Here is a 17,410-nt window from a genome sequence, read left to right as displayed (position 1 = left end):
TTTAAGCAAAAATAGCAAGTAATTAATGATCCTTCATAATTGGACGTAGTTATCTAAGTCAATGATCTAAATAACAAACTATTACATTGCTGTATGCGTTATATACTTCAGTTATATTACAAGCCATGAATAATTTCGAAAGTAATAGTTTGTTGTAATTTGTTTCTTAGCCTTAAAAAAAACAGTAAACGAGAGCATCAAAGCTTAATAGGTTTCACCTTCATCACCCCAGCTGTCTTCTCCACCCCAACTGTCTTCATCGCCCCAGCTGTCATCAGCTTCGTCACCCCAACTGCCATCTTCTTCATTAGCTTCTTCGGTAGTCGGTCTTTCGACTTGGCCGTCCAACACTGCTGCCTGTCGAGTTTGGAGATAAACATCACGAATAAAAGTATACCGATCACCAAATATTAAACGCTCAGAAGATAATAATTTTGCTCGAATCTGGACGATACCTAAGGCTTTTATTGACCAATATTCGTCTGTCGTTGGGTCTAATAGCTCTATAGGATCATAGTTAAAATAATCCACTGCGGTGCCAGTGGCATCCCTAACAGTTGAAGGCCCAAGTAGCGGCAGCACTAAATATGGGCCAGACCCCACACCCCAGTATCCAAGTGTTTGACCAAAATCTTCAGGTTGGCGCTCAAGACCCATTTCACTGGCCACATCAAAGATACCCAAAAAACCCGCCGTGCTGTTAATTAAGAATCGGAATGTTGATGCTGCCGTTGCATCCCATTTGGCTTGAAATAGGTTATTGGCTATATTCCCTACCTCACCAAGGTTATTGAAAAAGTTGCTAACGCCACGCTGAACGGGGCTAGGGGTGACATAATCATAGCCCTCTGCAAGTGGTTTCAAAGCATATTTATCAAGCGTATCGTTAAAGCTCGACATTGTTCGATTGTAGCCTTCCCAAGGATCCTCTGGTGTCGTTTCTGCGTAGGAGGAACCTGCCCCTATGGCAAATCCGACAATCCACAATACCTTTTTAAGTTCTCGTAAAAATGCAAACCGTGTTTTCATTGGCGCAACAGTCCTATACAAGTTTTTTTACTAGCTGCCATTGTTTATTTAATCGTTTGTCCGATATCGGTTCAAGAGTGCCTACCGTTTGAGCAAACAATGAAATCCTATATTCTTCGAGCGTCCAACGATATTTCGTCAGCTCAGGATCATAAATCCCTTTTTTCTCATGAGCCTGTTTTTGCTGTTCATACTGAGCCCAAAATCCCTCTAATTGACCCACTAACGCATTTTCTTTATTCAAATGATTTTGGAAACGCTCCAGTCTCGTTTCAATCCCTTTAAAATATCGAGGGAGCTGAGACATCCAAAACAAAGGCGTATCCCCGATAAACCCAGGGTAAATCAAGCTTTTTAGCTGATGACTAATATCCCCATACACTCTAGTCCAAGGCAAAGGAATACTGCCCTTCATCTTTTTGGCGACTTTTTGATAAGAATTCAGCACTTTATACAGCTGCTCAGCCATCTCGTTGGCTGTAAGGATTAGCGACCCCTTATTGCCGGTAACAACGGTTTCAAATTCGCTTTTCGTTCTTGGCAGGCTGCGTCCGTCAAGAAACACTTTATTCAGTATGGCATTAATTAGGTCGTCTAATAATAATTCTTTCTTTCCAATCGGAGAGAAAATCAGCATTGACTCTCTAATATGAGGCAAATTCTTCTGTAAATATTTTACATCTTTACTTAGTGTCAATCTTAGCAGAGCAATCACACCTTTTCTGTGTTCTTCTAGCGCCGTCTGCTCATCGTCGAACATTTTCAGCGATACAGCGTCTCCACTCGTTGAACTTGTCAGCGCAGGAAACGCTGTCACAGCAATGCCTGCTTGTTTAATTTCTTTGCGCACTGGTACGTTTTGATCGGGCCAATGCGTCAATCCTACCTGCTCGTGTTTTTCCGTTCCAAACTTTGCAAAGCTTTGATCCACCAGCTCTGAAAACCGGTCCTGAAGCTCTGCTAAATGCTTACCCGATCCAAGAACCTTCCCACGCTCATCAACGACTTCTAAATTAAGCGTCAAATGAGCATCAAGTTTTTCTTCTATCCATTCATTCAACGGAATATCAATTAACGTTTCACGCTTAATTTGCAGACTCAGTTGCTCTAACAATGCGCCTTTCTCTTTTGAGAGGTTTGGGTATATTCGATCCACAAACTGAGGGATGGGGACAAATCGTCGACGCAACGCTTTGGGTAACGCACGAATGAGTGCCTCACAACGCTCTTTAATATAGCCCGGAACAGCCCAACCTAGGTCGTCTAAACTAAGTTGACGCAACAGCCCCACTGGCACCTTAAGCGTCGCTCCATCTTTTGTTTTACCCGGGTCAAACTGATAATCAATAGGTAAAGGGACGCCATTTAATAGGTAGTTATCAGGAAAAGCATACTCATCGACCGTGACATTTTGGTTAACCAGATATTCTTTACTCATCATTAAGGCGTTAGGAGTCTCTTTAGCGAAAAACTCTATGCCTTTTTGGTTACGAACGTTTTCAGGAATGTTCTCATTGTAAAACTGATAAACGACTTCGTCGTCGACCAGAATATCCCGTTTCCTGAGTTTCGCCTCCTGACTTTCAATCTCGTCCATCAGCTTATTATTGTGACGATAAAATGCTGATTTTGAACGTAACTCTCGTTCAACTAAGCCTTGGCGAATGAATACGTCACGAGCATCTTCAGGATTCACCTGCCCATAATCTATACGACGTTTTGGCACTATCACCAATCCGTATAACGCAACTTGTTCGCTCGCCATGACGCGCCCTTGATTGCGCTCAAAGCGAGGGTCGAAATACTGTTTTTTAACGAAAGGTGCTGAAAATTCTTCGATCCATTTGGGGTCAATCTTCGCAACCATTCGGGCGTACAGCTTAGTCGTTTCAACTAACTCTGCTGCCATAATCCATTGAGGTGGCTTCTTAAACAACACAGACCCCGGAAAAACAGACAATTTACGCGAGCGGCAACCCAATAGCTCTTTGCTGTCTTCCATTTTGTTCGCGACCTGCGTGAACAACCCTGCAAGCAGTGACTTATGAATGGATTCGTAATCCCGCTCCTCTCTTACCACTTCCTTAAAGCCGAGCTGTTTACATGCAATCAATATTTGTCGGTGGATGTCTCGCCACTCTCGCATTCTTAAGAAGTTCAAAAACTGTTTACGGCAAAATTGTCTTAATTGATTCTGTGACAACGCCTGTCTTTGCGTTTCAAACCTTTCCCAAAGGTTAAGCAGTACAATAAAATCAGAATCTTGGTCTTTATCAACGGCATGCGCTTGATCTGACTGTGTTTTCTTCTCCTGTGGGCGTTCGCGAGGATCTTGTATAGACAACGCACTGACAATAACGGAGAGTTCCTTTAACACACCAAGCTCATTAGCCGTAATTAGCATGCGGCCTAACTTAGGGTCGATCGGCAACTTCGCAAGCTGCTTACCTGTTTGAGTGAGGCGTTCATTCTTGATCGCTCCCAATTCTTTCAGCGCTTGGTAGCCATCATTGATAAGCCGTCTGTCTGGCATTTCAACAAATGGGAACTTTTCAACAGCACCAAGGCGCAGATTTGCCATCTGCAATATTACGGATGCAAGGTTTGTGCGGAAAATTTCGGGGTCTGTGAATTCGCTACGATTTTGAAAGTCTGCTTCTTCGTACAATCGAATACAAATACCTTCCGCAACTCGGCCACAACGACCTGCACGTTGGTTTGCACTTGCTTGACTGATTTTTTCAATCGGCAGTTGTTGTACTTTCGAGCGAACACTGTAACGACTTATCCGTGCAAGCCCTGGGTCAATCACATAGCGAATTCCTGGGACGGTCAAAGAGGTTTCTGCAACGTTTGTTGATAATACAATACGGCGTCCACCATGGGTTTTAAAAACACGCTGTTGCTCTGAGCTCGATAAGCGCGCGTACAGCGGTAGAACTTCTGTATTTCTAAACTCCGCGCGCCTTAACTGTTCTGCTGTCTCACGTATTTCTCGTTCGCCCGGAAGGAAGACGAGGATGTCCCCCGCGCCTCGGTATCCCGATTGCCTTTCTTCTTCAATAAGCATAGACACAGCATCACATATTCCCTGCTCCATGCTTTGATCTTCATCCAATTCTTGATTATCGGATTTACTCAACAGAGGCTGGTAACGAATTTCAACTGGAAAAGTTCTGCCCGACACTTCGAAAACCGGCGCATCGTTAAAATGCTTAGAAAACCGCTCTACGTCGATGGTTGCAGACGTTACTATGATTTTGAGATCAGGACGTGCTTTAAGCACTCGCTTCAAATACCCTAATAAAAAATCGATGTTTAAACTGCGCTCGTGCGCCTCATCAATAATTATAGTGTCGTATTTTTGAAGAAATTTATCTTGCTGAATCTCTGCTAACAGAATCCCGTCTGTCATCAGTTTAACTAATGTTGTCTCTTGGCTCTCATCAGTAAATCGAACCTGATAGCCGACGGCAGTTCCAAGCTCGACATTGAGCTCTTCGGAAATACGTTCTGCCACACTACGAGCAGCAATTCGCCGAGGTTGAGTATGGCCTATTTGGCCTGCTATTCCTCGACCCGCTTGCAAACACATTTTTGGCAGCTGAGTCGTCTTTCCCGATCCCGTTTCGCCGGCAATAATAACAACTTGGTTTTCTTGAATCGCTTTAACGATGTCTGCTGCTTTGGCTGCAACTGGCAATGACTCATCGTATTTAATATCGGGGATTGAGGATTCACGTGCTTCGTAAGCTAAGCGAGAGCGTTCTATCATGTTGTTAAGCTCGCTTTGAGCTTTATCAACAGGGAGATTTTCGGAAACTCGTTTAGACAGCGTTTCGATTTTTCGTTGAATGGCATAACGGTCTTTTGCCATCAACTTTTCTTGTATATCTGTATGCAATGCTAGACCCTAATATCATAAAAGTACGCACGTTTAATGCGCCCTTTATAAGTAACTGTAATTAACCAATATTCTACCTGATTTAGCGAGCAGACGGGATAGCGGAACGTCGGTTATGCGCAGCTCTTAAACAAAAAGCCGTTCTAAGGTCATTTACACAAGTGTAATTTTTGACTATTTGCTTATTTTTATCATTACGTTGGATTGAAAATACTCCGACCTACCCCATCATAATGAGAACAAACATACAGAGGAAAAAGGCCATGTCTGAAAAAGTTTTTAATGACAACTCGCTAACCATTGGCGACACACCGCTTGTAAAATTGAACCGTATCGGAAATGGAAACATTTGGGCCAAACTCGAATCGAGAAACCCAGCCTTCTCTGTAAAGTGTCGAATCGGTGCAAACATGGTTTGGGATGCTGAAAAAAGAGGCGTCTTAACAGAAGGAAAATCTCTCGTTGAACCTTCCAGTGGTAATACGGGTATCGCGCTATGTTTCGTCGCAGCAGCTCGCGGCTACCCCATTACGATTACCATGCCGTCTAGTATGAGCCTTGAGCGTCGTCAGGTGATGAAAGCGTTAGGCGCAAACATAGTGCTCACAGAACCCGCTAAAGGTATGAAAGGCGCGATAGAAAAAGCAAAAGAAATAGCGGAAGACCCGAATTTTGTGTTGTTACAGCAATTCGATAACCCTGCCAACCCAGAAATCCATGAAAAAACGACAGGGCCCGAAATCTGGAAAGATACAGATGGAGAAATTGATGTACTTGTTTCTGGCGTTGGTACAGGCGGAACGATTACAGGAATAAGCCGATACATTAAAAACACCCAAGGAAAAGCCATTACCAGCGTTGCTGTTGAGCCAACTGCATCACCTATCATCACACAAACGCTTAACGGTGAAGATCCGACTCCTGCGCCGCATAAGATTCAAGGTATTGGTGCAGGCTTCATTCCAAAGAATCTGGATTTATCAATGGTCGATCGCGTTGAGCAAGTCTCAAACGAAGATGCAATTGAAATGGCAAAACGTCTAATGAAAGAAGAAGGCATCCTTTGTGGTATTTCATGTGGCGCAGCCGTTGCAGCAGCGGAAAAGCTAGCTAAGTCAGAGGAGTTCTCTGACAAAAAAATAGTTGTTATCTTGCCAGATTCGGGTGAACGCTACCTTTCAACTGCCCTGTTTGAAGGCGAATTTTCCGACAACGAATTGGTACAATAGTCGGTTAACCAAAAACTGGCGACATAAAAAAGCTCAGCATTGCTGAGCTTTTTTATTGTTGGCTTTATTACTTCACAACTTTAAGCTGAAAACCCTTCTCAGGTTTAGGTGGTTCAGGTTCAGGCTCTTCCGTAACAAACACTTCTTCTGGGAACACAAGCCCGTCACCACTCTCTTTCGCATAGAGCGCTAACGATGCCTCAATAGGAACATACACTTGCATTGGCTTGCCGCCAAATCGTGCCTCAAAGCTAACTCCAGCCTTATCCATAAGCAAGTTTCGTACAGCAGACATGCTAATATTCAGCACTATCTGGCCATCCTGAACAAACTCTTGTGGAACAACCGCTTTTTCATGCTCAGCATCCACCAACAAAAAAGGCGTCATGTTGTTGTCAGCTATCCACTCATATGTTGCATTCAATAAATACGAGCGCTTTGGAATCATACTTTAACCTCTGTAACAAAAAAGGGGCCATAAGCCCCTTTTACAAATATAAAGAATTTGAAAACGACTAGTCTAGACGCATTTCTTGTTCAGCTTCAGACAAGCTTTCTTTGAAAGACTCTCGAGAAAACACAAGGTCCATATATTTGTATAAACCTTTCGCTTGCTCTTGAGGAATATCAACACCTAGTACAGGCAAGCGCCACAAGATTGGAGCAAGGCAGCAATCAACCATTGTGAACTCATCACTCATAAAGTAAGGCTTCTCTTCAAAAATAGGAGAAACATTAATTAGGCTTTCACGAAGCTCCTTTTGAGCTTTTTCTACCGCCTCTTTACTCTTACTTGTCAAAATTAGATCAACAAGAACCGCCCAATCACGTTGGATGCGATACATGTAAAGACGGCTTTCACCTCGTGCAACTGGGTATACTGGCAGAAGTGGCGGATGAGGAAAGCGCTCATCTAAGTATTCCATCATTACATTTGGCTCATATAGAGACAAATCACGATCAACCAATGCTGGAAGTTCGTTGTAAGGTGTAACTTCCACAAGCTCATCAGGTTTGTTGAAAGGGTCAACGTCAATAATTTCCACTGTTACCGCTTTTTCAGCTAAAACAATGCGCACACGATGGCTATAATGATCTTCTCCGTCAGAGAAAAATGTCATGGAAGAGCGTTTGGCTATCACACCCATGTAAAACCCCTATATAAAAACCAATGGAATCCCTTTAATTGGGACACAAAACAATTTATTCAAGCCTTCCCACACAAAAAGCGCATACAAAGTTTTTACTTAGGAATATCCTTCCAAAACTCGCGCTTGAGCAGATAAGCGATCAAACAAAAAACTAATATGAATAGTAACACTTTTGGCGCCAGCAATTCAGCTTCTAATCGACTAGGTTCACTTAAGTAGACAAAAAAGTTGGTCAAATCCTGAATAGCTGCACTAAACTCGTGATCTTCCATGACCCCTTGCTCTGTTTTAACCAAAGTAATACATTGATCAGCTCCTTTCTGATCACCATTCACACAACTCTGCTTCTCAATTACACCTTGCATGAAGGCTAAAACATTCGGCATCTTTACATTAGGAGCCAATAGGTTATTACTCCCTAGAGGCTGACTGCTGTCGGCATAAAACGAATGAAGATAGCGATACAACCAATCAGGACTTTTTTGAGCCGCTATGAGGCTCAAATCAGGGGGGACAACACCAAAAACTTCTTTTGCAGTGTCTGACGTCCAAGAATTAGAAAGAAATACTGGTAAATTACCCGCACCACCTAGCCACTTTTCTTTATACTCTTCCCAAGGAATCTCCAAATCAGCAGAAATTCGTCGATGCCTGACATACTCTGATTTATGACAGCTCGCACAGAATTGCATATAAGTTACAAAACCGCGTTCTATCGAATCTCGATCGGTGTTTTTTTCATATTCACCAATATAATAAGGCTTAGCTTGACTCGCCAAACCAACAGACGAAAAAAGCATCAACCCCATAAGCAGAAATATGTTACCAACAAAACGTACTGCACTATCGTCTAATACCTTCACGCAACTAAACCCTGTCCGGCACATTTTGGCACTGTTCAAATTTCGTAAACCAAGGCATCAATAAAAAATACGAAAAGTAGATCAGTGAGGATACTTGAGCAATGAATAACGCTGTAGCATTCATCGCCATAACACCACAGACACCTAACGAGACGAAGCTTATAACGAATAATCCAAACATAAACTTACTTACCTTACCCTTATAACGCAAAGACTTGACGGGACTTCGATCAAGCCACGGCAACAATGCAAGCAAGAAGATCGAAAGGTACATCAGCATAGCCCCCCAGAACCGAGCTTCTATACCAAAAAGAGGGTAAGTCACTGCCCGCAAAATAGAATAAAATGGCGCAAAATACCACAACGGTGCAATGTGATCAGGCGTGCTTAAAATATTAGCGGGAAGCGCGTTATCTGATTCGATAAAATACCCCCAAAAATCGGGCACATACAATACGACAGCAGCAAACAACCCAAGCATTAACAAAACATAAAATAAATCCTTTACCGTATAATAAGGGTGAAATGGAATAGCATCTAAAGGCTTCCCCTTACCATCCAACTTTAACGCTATATCAACACCTTTAGGGTTATTTGACCCCACATGATGCAATGAGCTGATATGAAGAAATAACAACAACCCTATCAACACTGGAAAGCCAATAACATGCAATGCAAAGAACCGCTTCAAGGTTATTTCTGAAACCGTATAGTCACCTCTCACCCACTGAGCAATGCTGTCTCCTACAAATGGAATCACTTCGAACAAGGAGGTTATTACCTGTGCTCCCCAGTAAGACATTTGCCCCCATGGAAGCAAATAGCCAGTAAATGCCTCAGCTGAAAACAAAGCAAATAACAGCCAACCGAATAACCAAACTAATTCACGCGGTTTTTGATAGGAGCCATATAACATGGCTTTGAAAATATGAACGTATAAAATCGCAAATAAAAATGAAGCCCCCGTTGTATGCATATGCCGAATAAGCCATCCAAAATTCACATCCCGCATAATATATTGGATTGACTCAAATGCCTCGCTCGTCGTCGGCGTATAACTCATCGCCAGCCATATTCCCGTTATCAGCTGGCTAAAACACATAACCAATGCAAATATTCCAAACACGTATAAGAAATTGAGATTCTTCGGCACAAAATAACAGGAAAGATGCTTACGCAAAAAAGACAATATAGGAAGGCGCTGATCAAACCAATTCATTAAAGCATTAAACACCTTCACTCTCCTCACGATACCCAATTTCAAGAAGATCGTTATCAATAAAGCGGTAAGGCGGTATTTCTAAGTTAGTTGGTGCGGGCACATTTTTGTACACCCTACCTGCGAGATCAAACTTAGATCCATGACACGGGCAAAAAAAACCTCCATGCCAATTTTCGCCTAGATCAATTGGCGACAATTCAGGACGATACTTAGGCGTACACCCCAAATGAGTACATAGACCGATATAAACAGCGATATCAGAGCGAACAGATCGAAAAGTGTTTTTTGTATTTTTGGGCTGAATCGAATCGATTGAGTCGGGGTCGGCAAGCAATGCCTCATGTTTTTTAAGCGACAATAGACTTTGCTTATCTCGCTTTAGAATCCATATAGGTAAACCGTTCCAAGCAACCGTAACCATTGCGCCGACCTCGATTTTGGAAACGTCGACTTTTATTGGCGCCCGAACTTGTTTTGCTTTTTCATTCGGAGCTAATGAACAAACAAAAGGAGTGGCGACCCCTACGACACCCGCAGCCCCCATGACACCCGTAGCCCCAACTAAAAAACGCCTACGCGAAGATTGTTTTAAATGTCGAGACACGACTAATCAACTCCATTCTCCATGAAAAAATATTCCGTCTGAATTATATACTGGATACTACTGTACTCAAACGCCTCAATTTGCCCAACACTCACTTCCTACCACTAAGAATGATACAACTCATGATTCAAAAATCATCATTCACTAAAAAAAGAGCAAAAAAAAACGCCTGCAATTGCAGGCGTTTGTTCGAAATTCGAAAGCGAAAATATTAACGCTTAGAGAACTGAGGACGACGACGAGCTTTACGTAGACCAACTTTCTTACGCTCAACTGCACGAGAGTCACGAGTAACGTAACCTGCAGAACGTAGAGTGCGACGTAGAGTTTCGTCATATTGCATTAGCGCACGAGTGATACCGTGACGGATCGCACCAGCTTGACCAGAAATACCACCACCTTTAACAGTGATGAAAACGTCAAACTTTTCAGTTGCTTCAACAAGCTCAAGTGGCTGACGAACAACCATGCGAGCAGTTTCACGACCGAAGTACTGATCAATAGAACGGTTGTTGATAACTAGGTTACCAGAACCGGCTTTAAGGAACACACGAGCGGTAGACGTTTTGCGACGACCTGTACCGTAGTATTGAGTAGCAGACATATTGACCTTCCGTATTAAATGTTAAGTTCTTGAGGCTGTTGAGCAGTGTGTGGGTGCTCAGTACCAGCATACACTTTCATTTTCTTGTGCATTGCACGGCCTAGAGGGCCTTTTGGCAACATACCTTTAACGGCAAGTTCAAGAACACGCTCAGGAGCGTGATCAATCAACTTCTCGAAATTCATTGAACGCAAGCCACCTGGGTAACCAGTGTGACGGTAGTATTGTTTCGCAGCTGCTTTGTTACCAGTAACGCGTACTTTCTCTGCATTGATAACAACGATGTAATCACCAGTGTCAACGTGCGGAGTGTATTCAGCTTTATGCTTACCGCGTAGACGGCGAGCGATTTCGGTAGCCAAGCGACCTAGAGTTTTGCCATCAGCATCAACCACGAACCAGTCGCGGCGAACTTCAGCAGGTTTAGCTGTAAAAGTTTTCATTAAAAAAACCCTGTTATATACATGCTTGTAGCATGTCAATACCTATTATTATTGGTTAGTGAATTGAATGTTTCACTAACTTACCGTGCTCAAAAATAAGCGGTGCGAATTATACTCAAAATACGCAGCATTAGAAAGCCCTTTTAAGAAAAAGCCCCATATCCCGTTTATTTCCACTTATATTAAAGCAAGCCGTTAACACAAGACCGTTACGGCCTATGTTCTAACGACAAATATTCTTCAGATTGCATCTCTAACAATCTAGAAACCGTCCTATCATATTCAAATGACAAACGAGTTCCCTGATAAATGTCTGGTATCGCGACCTCGGCGGAGAAAATAACTTTTACGTGACGGTCATAGAACTCATCAACTAGATTGATAAAGCGACGAGCCATATCTTCACGCGCAACGTCAAACTGAGGCAAATCAGAAATAATGATGGTCGAATATAGCTTCGCAATTTCGATGTAATCCACTTGGCTACGAGGCCCATCACACAAAGCTTTGATGTCAAACCAAGCAACATCTTCACAACTCTTGATCAGAGGTATGTCTCTCCCCTCAATTTCAATGGCCCCACCTTCTTCTGTACTGCCACTATTCGGCGCCAAACTTTTAAAGCGCTCTTCTAGCGATGAGGTCGCTGACTCCCCTAATGGGAAGTGATACAACTTCGCCTGCTTCAAAGTTCGCAAGCGATAATCCACACCGCCATCAACATTTAATACGCGAGTATGCTTATTAACTAAATCAATTGCGGGTAGGAACCGAGCGCGCTGAAGGCCATTTATATATAGCCCATCCGGCTCTATATTAGACGTCGCGACCAAAACAGTTCCGTTTAGGAAGAGCTGCTCGAGCAAGCCCGCTAGAATCATCGCATCGGTAATATCAGTAACGAAAAACTCGTCGAAACAAAGCACTTCCGCTTTCTCTGATATCTGCTTCCCAACGACCTCTAGAGGATTTTTTGTATCCTCTAGCTTACGAAGTTCTTGATGAACCATTTGCATAAAACGGTGAAAGTGGAGTCTAAGTTTGCGCTCTGTAGGTAAACACTCAAAGAAGGAATCCATTAAATAGGTCTTTCCTCGACCCACACCGCCCCAAAAATAGAGACCTGTCTCCACCTTTATTTCAGGCTGCTTTTTCTTAAACAGTCCAAATAGGCCTGCTCCTTTGTCACGCTTTACTTTTGGTTTGTTTACAAGTCTGTCAAACAGCTCTTGCAATGCTTCAACAGCTTCTTCTTGAGCTGGATCATAATTAAAATCCGGACGGGTAAGGTCTTCTTTGTAGCGAGATAAAGGAGTCATTATTCTATATCATTGATTTGATGAAGGTATAAATTCTAACAAAATCATACGTAAACTAAAGCTTTATCTGTACTACCCGGACTCCAATTCGGCTATAATCTACTTAATGATTTTTGGGAGTAAGTCATGAACTTAGAAGTTTTCGATATCATCGTATTTTTAACTGGGGCCGCTTTAGGCTTTATCGTTGCAATAATTGCAAAAAACATTTCACAAAAAGGCGCACAAAATCGCGCAACGTCGCAAGGACTTACTGTTAATTCGATACAGCAAGAACTCGATCGCAAGCAAGTCATGGTAGATGACTATTTCACAGCAACCAATGAACAACTGATCATGCTAGAAAAGCGCGTATCAGAGCTTCGCAAGAGTATAACCACTGGAGCTGAGCACTTAAGCGCCACTACGATTTCAGCTCAACCTAAATCCTCTGAGCCTGACGAAGAGATTCCTGTTGTCGCGCAACCACCAAAAGATTACGCCTCTAAAGAGGAACGCTCTGAAGGAATGTTAACAGAGGGCTACGGATTAAAAACTAAGTCTTCTGAACTAGAACCAACAAGAAGCGTTTAGCGCGAACATGTACAAATAGAAAGAGACAAATAAAAAAAGAGGCGAATGCCTCTTTTTTTGACCGTTAAATCCCCATAACCACTAAGCTGGGTTATCAATGTCTACAAACTCTGCGTTTATGCCGAGCTCTTCAGAAATAAACTTTGCCATTCCAATTGGACCAAAGCGCTCTGTCGCGTGATGACCTGCCGCAACAAAATGTATCCCTAACTCACGTGCTTCGTGGATCGTTTTTTCAGACACCTCACCCGTGATAAATACATCCGCGCCTAACTCCACTGCCTTTGTTATATATCCTTGAGCTCCACCTGTACACAATGCCACACGCTGGACCAAAGCATCACTCGTTTTCTCAAAAAGAACATCGCGTCCAACCGCTTTTTCGATACGTTCTTTAAATACAGCGCAACACTCTGAGTCGGGCAACTTTCCCACTAAACCAATAGACTCAGCCAACGGCTTACCTTGCTCCAGAGACTCAAGTTCGTTCAAACCTAATGAGGCCGCAAGACCCGCATTATTCCCATAGATGGGGTGAGCATCCATCGGCAAGTGATAACCAAATAAATTAATATCATTTTTTATCAACGCACTGATACGACGATATTTCATTCCGGTAATCTCTGGCGCCTCTCCTTTCCAGAAGTAACCGTGATGAACAACCAATGCATCCGCTTTCATTTCAACCGCTTTATCTATAAGCGCTTGCGACGCTGTTACTCCTGTAACGACTTTTGATATGGTATCCTTACCCTCGACTTGCAACCCGTTCGGTGCATAATCACGAAACAGTTGCGGGTTTAACAACATCTTTAACCGTTTTTCAAATTCAACTCGCTGCAAGGTAACTCCTTATAAATGAAACGTCAGCATTATTCATATTGGATTATTTATATTCTAGTCGGCATTTGCTGTGGTTTGGCAACACTTTTATGGCAATTAAAACATACGACACAGGTAGATAGCTACGCAGATGCAGCTGCCCAAGCCAGCCCCGCCGTTGTCAATATCTATACTAGCCGCAGCCGCACACCATCCAACCCTCTTTCCGATCAACCACAAAGAAAAGTGATATCGAGCTTAGGATCTGGGGTAATTATTAGCCCAAAAGGCTATATTCTAACAAACCACCATGTTGTCCAAGGCGCGACCGACATTATTGTTGCGCTACCTAGCAAAAGGCAGCTATTAGGAACGCTAGTCGGAAGCGACCCTGCGACAGATCTCGCCGTTATTCGCATCGACGATTCAAACCTTCCCACCTTACCATTGGGTAACAGTGATGAATTGCGAATAGGCGATAAAATATTAGCAATTGGAAATCCATTTGGCATCGGACAAACAGTCACTGCTGGAATCATAAGCGCTAAAGGGCGCAATACTGTCGGCCTAAATACCTATGAAAATTTTTTGCAAACAGATGCAGCAATTAACCCGGGCAACTCAGGCGGCGCCCTCATTAACATGAAAGGCCAACTAATCGGAATTAGCTCAGCAATCTATTCCAGCTCTGGTGGATCTCAAGGGATTGGATTTGCAACTCCAATCAATGATGCTATAAAAATCATGAATGAAATAATAACATCAGGAAAAGTCTCTCGTGGTTATCTAGGTATTGAAGTCGAACAAATAAATTCTGCTCTCGCTACAACCTTTCGTCTAGCAACTAAAAAAGGCTTATTGGTGACGAACGTAGTACCACTTAGCCCTGCTCAAAAAGCAGGACTAGAGGTAGGGGATGTCATTATAAACATCAATGGAAACGACACGCTAGAAGCCAAAACAACCCAGTCTTATGTCGGTTCACTGAAACCAAGCGATGTGATCACCGTCATTGGCATTCGGGGCACCCAATCTTATCAAACGAAAATAAAACTAGAAGAGCAACCGACTATCGGCACATAACCTAAGCTCTACAATGAAAAACAAAAAAATGCAGGCTAAGAACGTTGCTCTACAAGGCTTTTAAGATTTTTAAGACTGATTTCAAAATTTTGCCCTGCTATGTTATTTGCAAACATAGCGATATATGAGCTAAACAGGCCTGCATTTAACTCACCATTTACCGTCCATGTAACAAGTATACCGCTATCCGTTTTCGATATTTGGATAGCATTACTTACAACCGACGCTTCTTTACGAGGAATAACGTCAAACTGGATGCCAGAATTAGAAACTGAAACCATTGTGAGTTGTCCCGCCCTGTCTTCAGCATCATATGAAATATCTAGTACCTGATTGGGTGAAAGCTCACCTCCAGACAAGGGCATATCACCCTTAGGGGCAATCCGGCCATTTTTCACATACATCCAATCACGAATTGATTCTACCGATTTCAGCGCAGCCATGACATCGCTGCGAGACGCGTCAATCACAATAGAACGATTAATCGTATAGGTTGCAGGCAAAAACAAACCAATTAAGAATGCAACTAAAATGGCTATGGCTAAATAGCGCATAACCATTCTCAGTTGGTAATAAAAGCTACCCGGTCGCACTTCAAGCATCAATAATCAATCCTTGATACGATATTCTGCGGATACAGCATGTGCTTCCAAAGATTCCCCTCTAGCCAAGGGTGAGGCAATTTTAGCAAGCTCACTTGCCCCTTCAGGAGAGCAATTAATCAAAGAACTGCGTTTTTGAAAGTCATATACACCCAAAGGAGATGAAAAGCGAGCCGTACCAGATGTCGGCAAAACATGGTTAGGACCAGCACAATAATCACCCAAAGCTTCCGGTGTATGACGCCCCATAAATATCGCACCTGCATGCCTAATTTTTGGTAGCCAGTCTTCTGGAGACTCTATTGATAATTCCAAATGCTCCGCTGCAACGATATTAGCTATTTCAACGGCTTCTTCCATATCAGAGACATGGATGAAAGCTCCTCTCCCCTCTAATGACGCTTTAATGATATCTTTGCGACTCATATCTTCAATTAGCGTTTCCATCGCGGATTTCACTTTTTCAATAAAGCCCGCATCAGGAGAAATCAAGATGGATTGTGCATCTTCGTCATGCTCTGCTTGAGAAAACAAATCCATTGCAATCCAGTTTGGATCCGTTTTTCCATCGCAAACGACCAAAATTTCAGATGGACCCGCTATCATATCTATACCAACAGCACCAAAAACCATCCGCTTTGCAGTCGCTACGTATATATTTCCAGGACCAACAATTTTGTCAACTTTAGGAATAGTTTCCGTTCCATAAGCCAAAGCTGCTACAGCTTGAGCACCACCGACAGTGAACACGCGCGTCACACCAGCCACAAAGGCAGCCGCCATGACGATATCATTCACATCGCCATCTGGTGTCGGAACCACCATGATAATTTCCGATACTCCTGAAACATGAGCAGGAATAACATTCATAAGTACAGAGGAAGGGTATGCCGCTTTACCGCCAGGCACATACACACCAACGCGATCCAAAGGAACCACTTGCTGGCCTAGAACCGTTCCATCGCTTTCAGTGTAGCTCCATGAACGCTGACCATCCATTTGCCTTTCATGATACAATCGAACTCGCTCAGCCGCTTTTTGAATTGCTTCCAAAACACTAGGATCAATTCTCTTAGCAGCGGCCTCTAAATCCGCTCGACTTAACTCAAGCTCTGAAGAATGCTGAACAGTGCGTCGATCAAACTGATTTGTGAATTCAATGAGTGCTTTATCACCATTAGCCCGTACAGTAGAGACTATATTTTCAACGCTTTTTTGCACACCAGCATCGGACACAGAATCCCAAGCCAGCAATGCATCTAATTCCGCTCTAAATCCACTTTGAGCCGCAGAAAATGATCTAATATTCAACTTCATTCCCTACTCCCCCTCTACCTGAACCGCTGTTCGTAACATTTCAATAATGGGTTGAATTTGCTCGTACTTTGTTTTGTAAGCGGCTTTATTAACCACCAAACGGGTACTTATATTTGCAATCAAATCACGCGCTTCCAAACCATTGGCTTTTAGTGTATTTCCTGTATCGACAATATCAACAATTAGATCTGCCAATCCCATAATAGGAGCTAACTCCATCGCACCGTAAAGCTTGATAACGTCTGCCTGAATACCTTGTTCAGCAAAATAAGATTTTGCTGTTTTAGAAAACTTTGACGCAACTTTTAGTCGGCGATTTGGGAGTTCTTCACCTACGACACCTGCTGTCATCAGACGACACTTAGAAATATTCAGATCCAAAAGCTCATAAAGATTCTTAGCGCCCGCCTCCATCAATACGTCCTTTCCGGTAACACCGAAATCAGCAACACCGTGCTCGACATAGGTTGGAACATCGGTTGCGCGCAAAAGAACTAATTTGATACGAGGATGGTTTGTGTCAAAAATTAGCTTTCGACTTTTTTTCATATCCTCTAAAGGAAGAATATTCGCCTTCTCAAAGAAAGGAAGCGTTTCATCTAATATCCGCCCTTTTGAAAGAGCGATCGTCAAAGTTTCTTTCAT

General features: G+C 42.9%; 17 protein-coding genes. 3 read left to right on the top strand and 14 right to left on the bottom strand.

All coding sequences use genetic code 11. The features are described 5' to 3' along the window. Nucleotides 1-204: 204 nt before the first annotated feature. Nucleotides 205-1,029 carry an MlaA family lipoprotein gene (locus DFP79_RS04530; protein WP_133502738.1) on the bottom strand — a complete coding sequence of 275 codons (825 nt, stop codon included), beginning with the start codon at nt 1,027-1,029 and terminating at the stop codon, nt 205-207. A gap of 13 nt (nt 1,030-1,042) precedes the next feature. After that, on the bottom strand, nt 1,043-4,933 hold the full coding sequence (gene hrpA, locus DFP79_RS04525) for an ATP-dependent RNA helicase HrpA (RefSeq protein ID WP_133502737.1): 3,891 nt from the start codon (nt 4,931-4,933) through the stop codon (nt 1,043-1,045). 263 nt (nt 4,934-5,196) lie between these two features. Here hrpA and cysK point away from each other — a divergent pair, with 263 nt between their 5' ends. Beyond that, nucleotides 5,197-6,162, top strand: a complete 966-nt coding sequence (cysK, locus tag DFP79_RS04520) for a cysteine synthase A (protein WP_133502736.1) — start codon at nt 5,197-5,199, stop codon at nt 6,160-6,162. 67 nt (nt 6,163-6,229) lie between these two features. On the opposite strand, the gene DFP79_RS04515 is transcribed toward cysK, so the two are convergent. From DFP79_RS04515 to zapE, 8 genes are all read right to left on the bottom strand, one after another. After that, complete coding sequence (locus tag DFP79_RS04515; protein WP_133502735.1) at nt 6,230-6,610, bottom strand: ClpXP protease specificity-enhancing factor; 381 nt, start codon at nt 6,608-6,610, stop codon at nt 6,230-6,232. A gap of 67 nt (nt 6,611-6,677) precedes the next feature. Further along, nucleotides 6,678-7,310: a glutathione S-transferase N-terminal domain-containing protein gene (locus DFP79_RS04510; RefSeq protein WP_133502734.1), complete on the bottom strand. Its 633-nt coding sequence runs from the start codon at nt 7,308-7,310 to the stop codon at nt 6,678-6,680. A 95-nt stretch (nt 7,311-7,405) separates the two neighbouring features. Further along, nucleotides 7,406-8,176 carry a cytochrome c1 gene (locus DFP79_RS04505; RefSeq protein WP_166637635.1) on the bottom strand — a complete coding sequence of 257 codons (771 nt, stop codon included), beginning with the start codon at nt 8,174-8,176 and terminating at the stop codon, nt 7,406-7,408. Nucleotides 8,177-8,180: 4 nt separating this feature from the next. Continuing rightward, the gene (locus DFP79_RS04500) at nt 8,181-9,434 is read right to left on the bottom strand and encodes a cytochrome b (protein ID WP_424960639.1); all 1,254 of its coding nucleotides are present in this window, start codon (nt 9,432-9,434) and stop codon (nt 8,181-8,183) included. Beyond that, nucleotides 9,403-10,002, bottom strand: coding sequence for a ubiquinol-cytochrome c reductase iron-sulfur subunit (gene petA, locus DFP79_RS04495; RefSeq protein ID WP_133502732.1), 600 nt, complete (start codon nt 10,000-10,002; stop codon nt 9,403-9,405). The genes DFP79_RS04500 and petA overlap by 32 nt, the downstream gene beginning before the upstream one ends. Nucleotides 10,003-10,213: 211 nt before the next feature. Beyond that, a complete protein-coding gene (rpsI, locus tag DFP79_RS04490; RefSeq protein ID WP_133502731.1) occupies nt 10,214-10,606 on the bottom strand; it encodes a 30S ribosomal protein S9 in 393 nt (130 codons plus the stop codon). Between the two features lie 14 nt (nt 10,607-10,620). Next, nucleotides 10,621-11,049, bottom strand: coding sequence for a 50S ribosomal protein L13 (gene rplM / locus DFP79_RS04485; protein WP_013660955.1), 429 nt, complete (start codon nt 11,047-11,049; stop codon nt 10,621-10,623). 209 nt (nt 11,050-11,258) lie between these two features. Further along, nucleotides 11,259-12,368 carry a cell division protein ZapE gene (zapE, locus tag DFP79_RS04480; RefSeq protein WP_133502730.1) on the bottom strand — a complete coding sequence of 370 codons (1,110 nt, stop codon included), beginning with the start codon at nt 12,366-12,368 and terminating at the stop codon, nt 11,259-11,261. A gap of 126 nt (nt 12,369-12,494) precedes the next feature. On the opposite strand from zapE, the gene DFP79_RS04475 reads away from it, so the two are divergent. Next, entirely contained in the window at nt 12,495-12,941 is a 447-nt protein-coding gene (locus tag DFP79_RS04475; RefSeq protein WP_133502729.1) for a ZapG family protein, read from the top strand. An 81-nt stretch (nt 12,942-13,022) separates the two neighbouring features. Here DFP79_RS04475 and DFP79_RS04470 read toward each other — a convergent pair whose 3' ends face one another. After that, nucleotides 13,023-13,784 (bottom strand): Nif3-like dinuclear metal center hexameric protein, encoded by a 762-nt coding sequence (locus DFP79_RS04470; RefSeq protein WP_133502728.1) that lies wholly within the window; start codon nt 13,782-13,784, stop codon nt 13,023-13,025. Nucleotides 13,785-13,799: 15 nt separating this feature from the next. Here DFP79_RS04470 and DFP79_RS04465 point away from each other — a divergent pair, with 15 nt between their 5' ends. Next, nucleotides 13,800-14,846, top strand: a complete 1,047-nt coding sequence (locus DFP79_RS04465) for a S1C family serine protease (RefSeq protein ID WP_133502727.1) — start codon at nt 13,800-13,802, stop codon at nt 14,844-14,846. 35 nt (nt 14,847-14,881) lie between these two features. Here DFP79_RS04465 and DFP79_RS17870 read toward each other — a convergent pair whose 3' ends face one another. The 3 genes from DFP79_RS17870 to hisG are packed head-to-tail and all read right to left on the bottom strand — an operon-like array spanning nt 14,882 to nt 17,410. Continuing rightward, nucleotides 14,882-15,448, bottom strand: coding sequence for an SRPBCC family protein (locus DFP79_RS17870; protein ID WP_166637634.1), 567 nt, complete (start codon nt 15,446-15,448; stop codon nt 14,882-14,884). Between the two features lie 6 nt (nt 15,449-15,454). Further along, on the bottom strand, nt 15,455-16,765 hold the full coding sequence (gene hisD, locus DFP79_RS04455) for a histidinol dehydrogenase (protein ID WP_133502725.1): 1,311 nt from the start codon (nt 16,763-16,765) through the stop codon (nt 15,455-15,457). Nucleotides 16,766-16,768: 3 nt separating this feature from the next. Next, a complete protein-coding gene (hisG, locus tag DFP79_RS04450; protein ID WP_133502724.1) occupies nt 16,769-17,410 on the bottom strand; it encodes an ATP phosphoribosyltransferase in 642 nt (213 codons plus the stop codon).

It is taken from the genome of Marinomonas balearica, from assembly GCF_004362145.1.
In the GTDB taxonomy this organism is placed as follows: Bacteria; Pseudomonadota; Gammaproteobacteria; order Pseudomonadales; family Marinomonadaceae; genus Marinomonas; species Marinomonas balearica.
The sequence above is the reverse complement of the archived record's forward strand: the minus strand, read 5'-3'. Positions and strand labels throughout refer to the sequence as shown.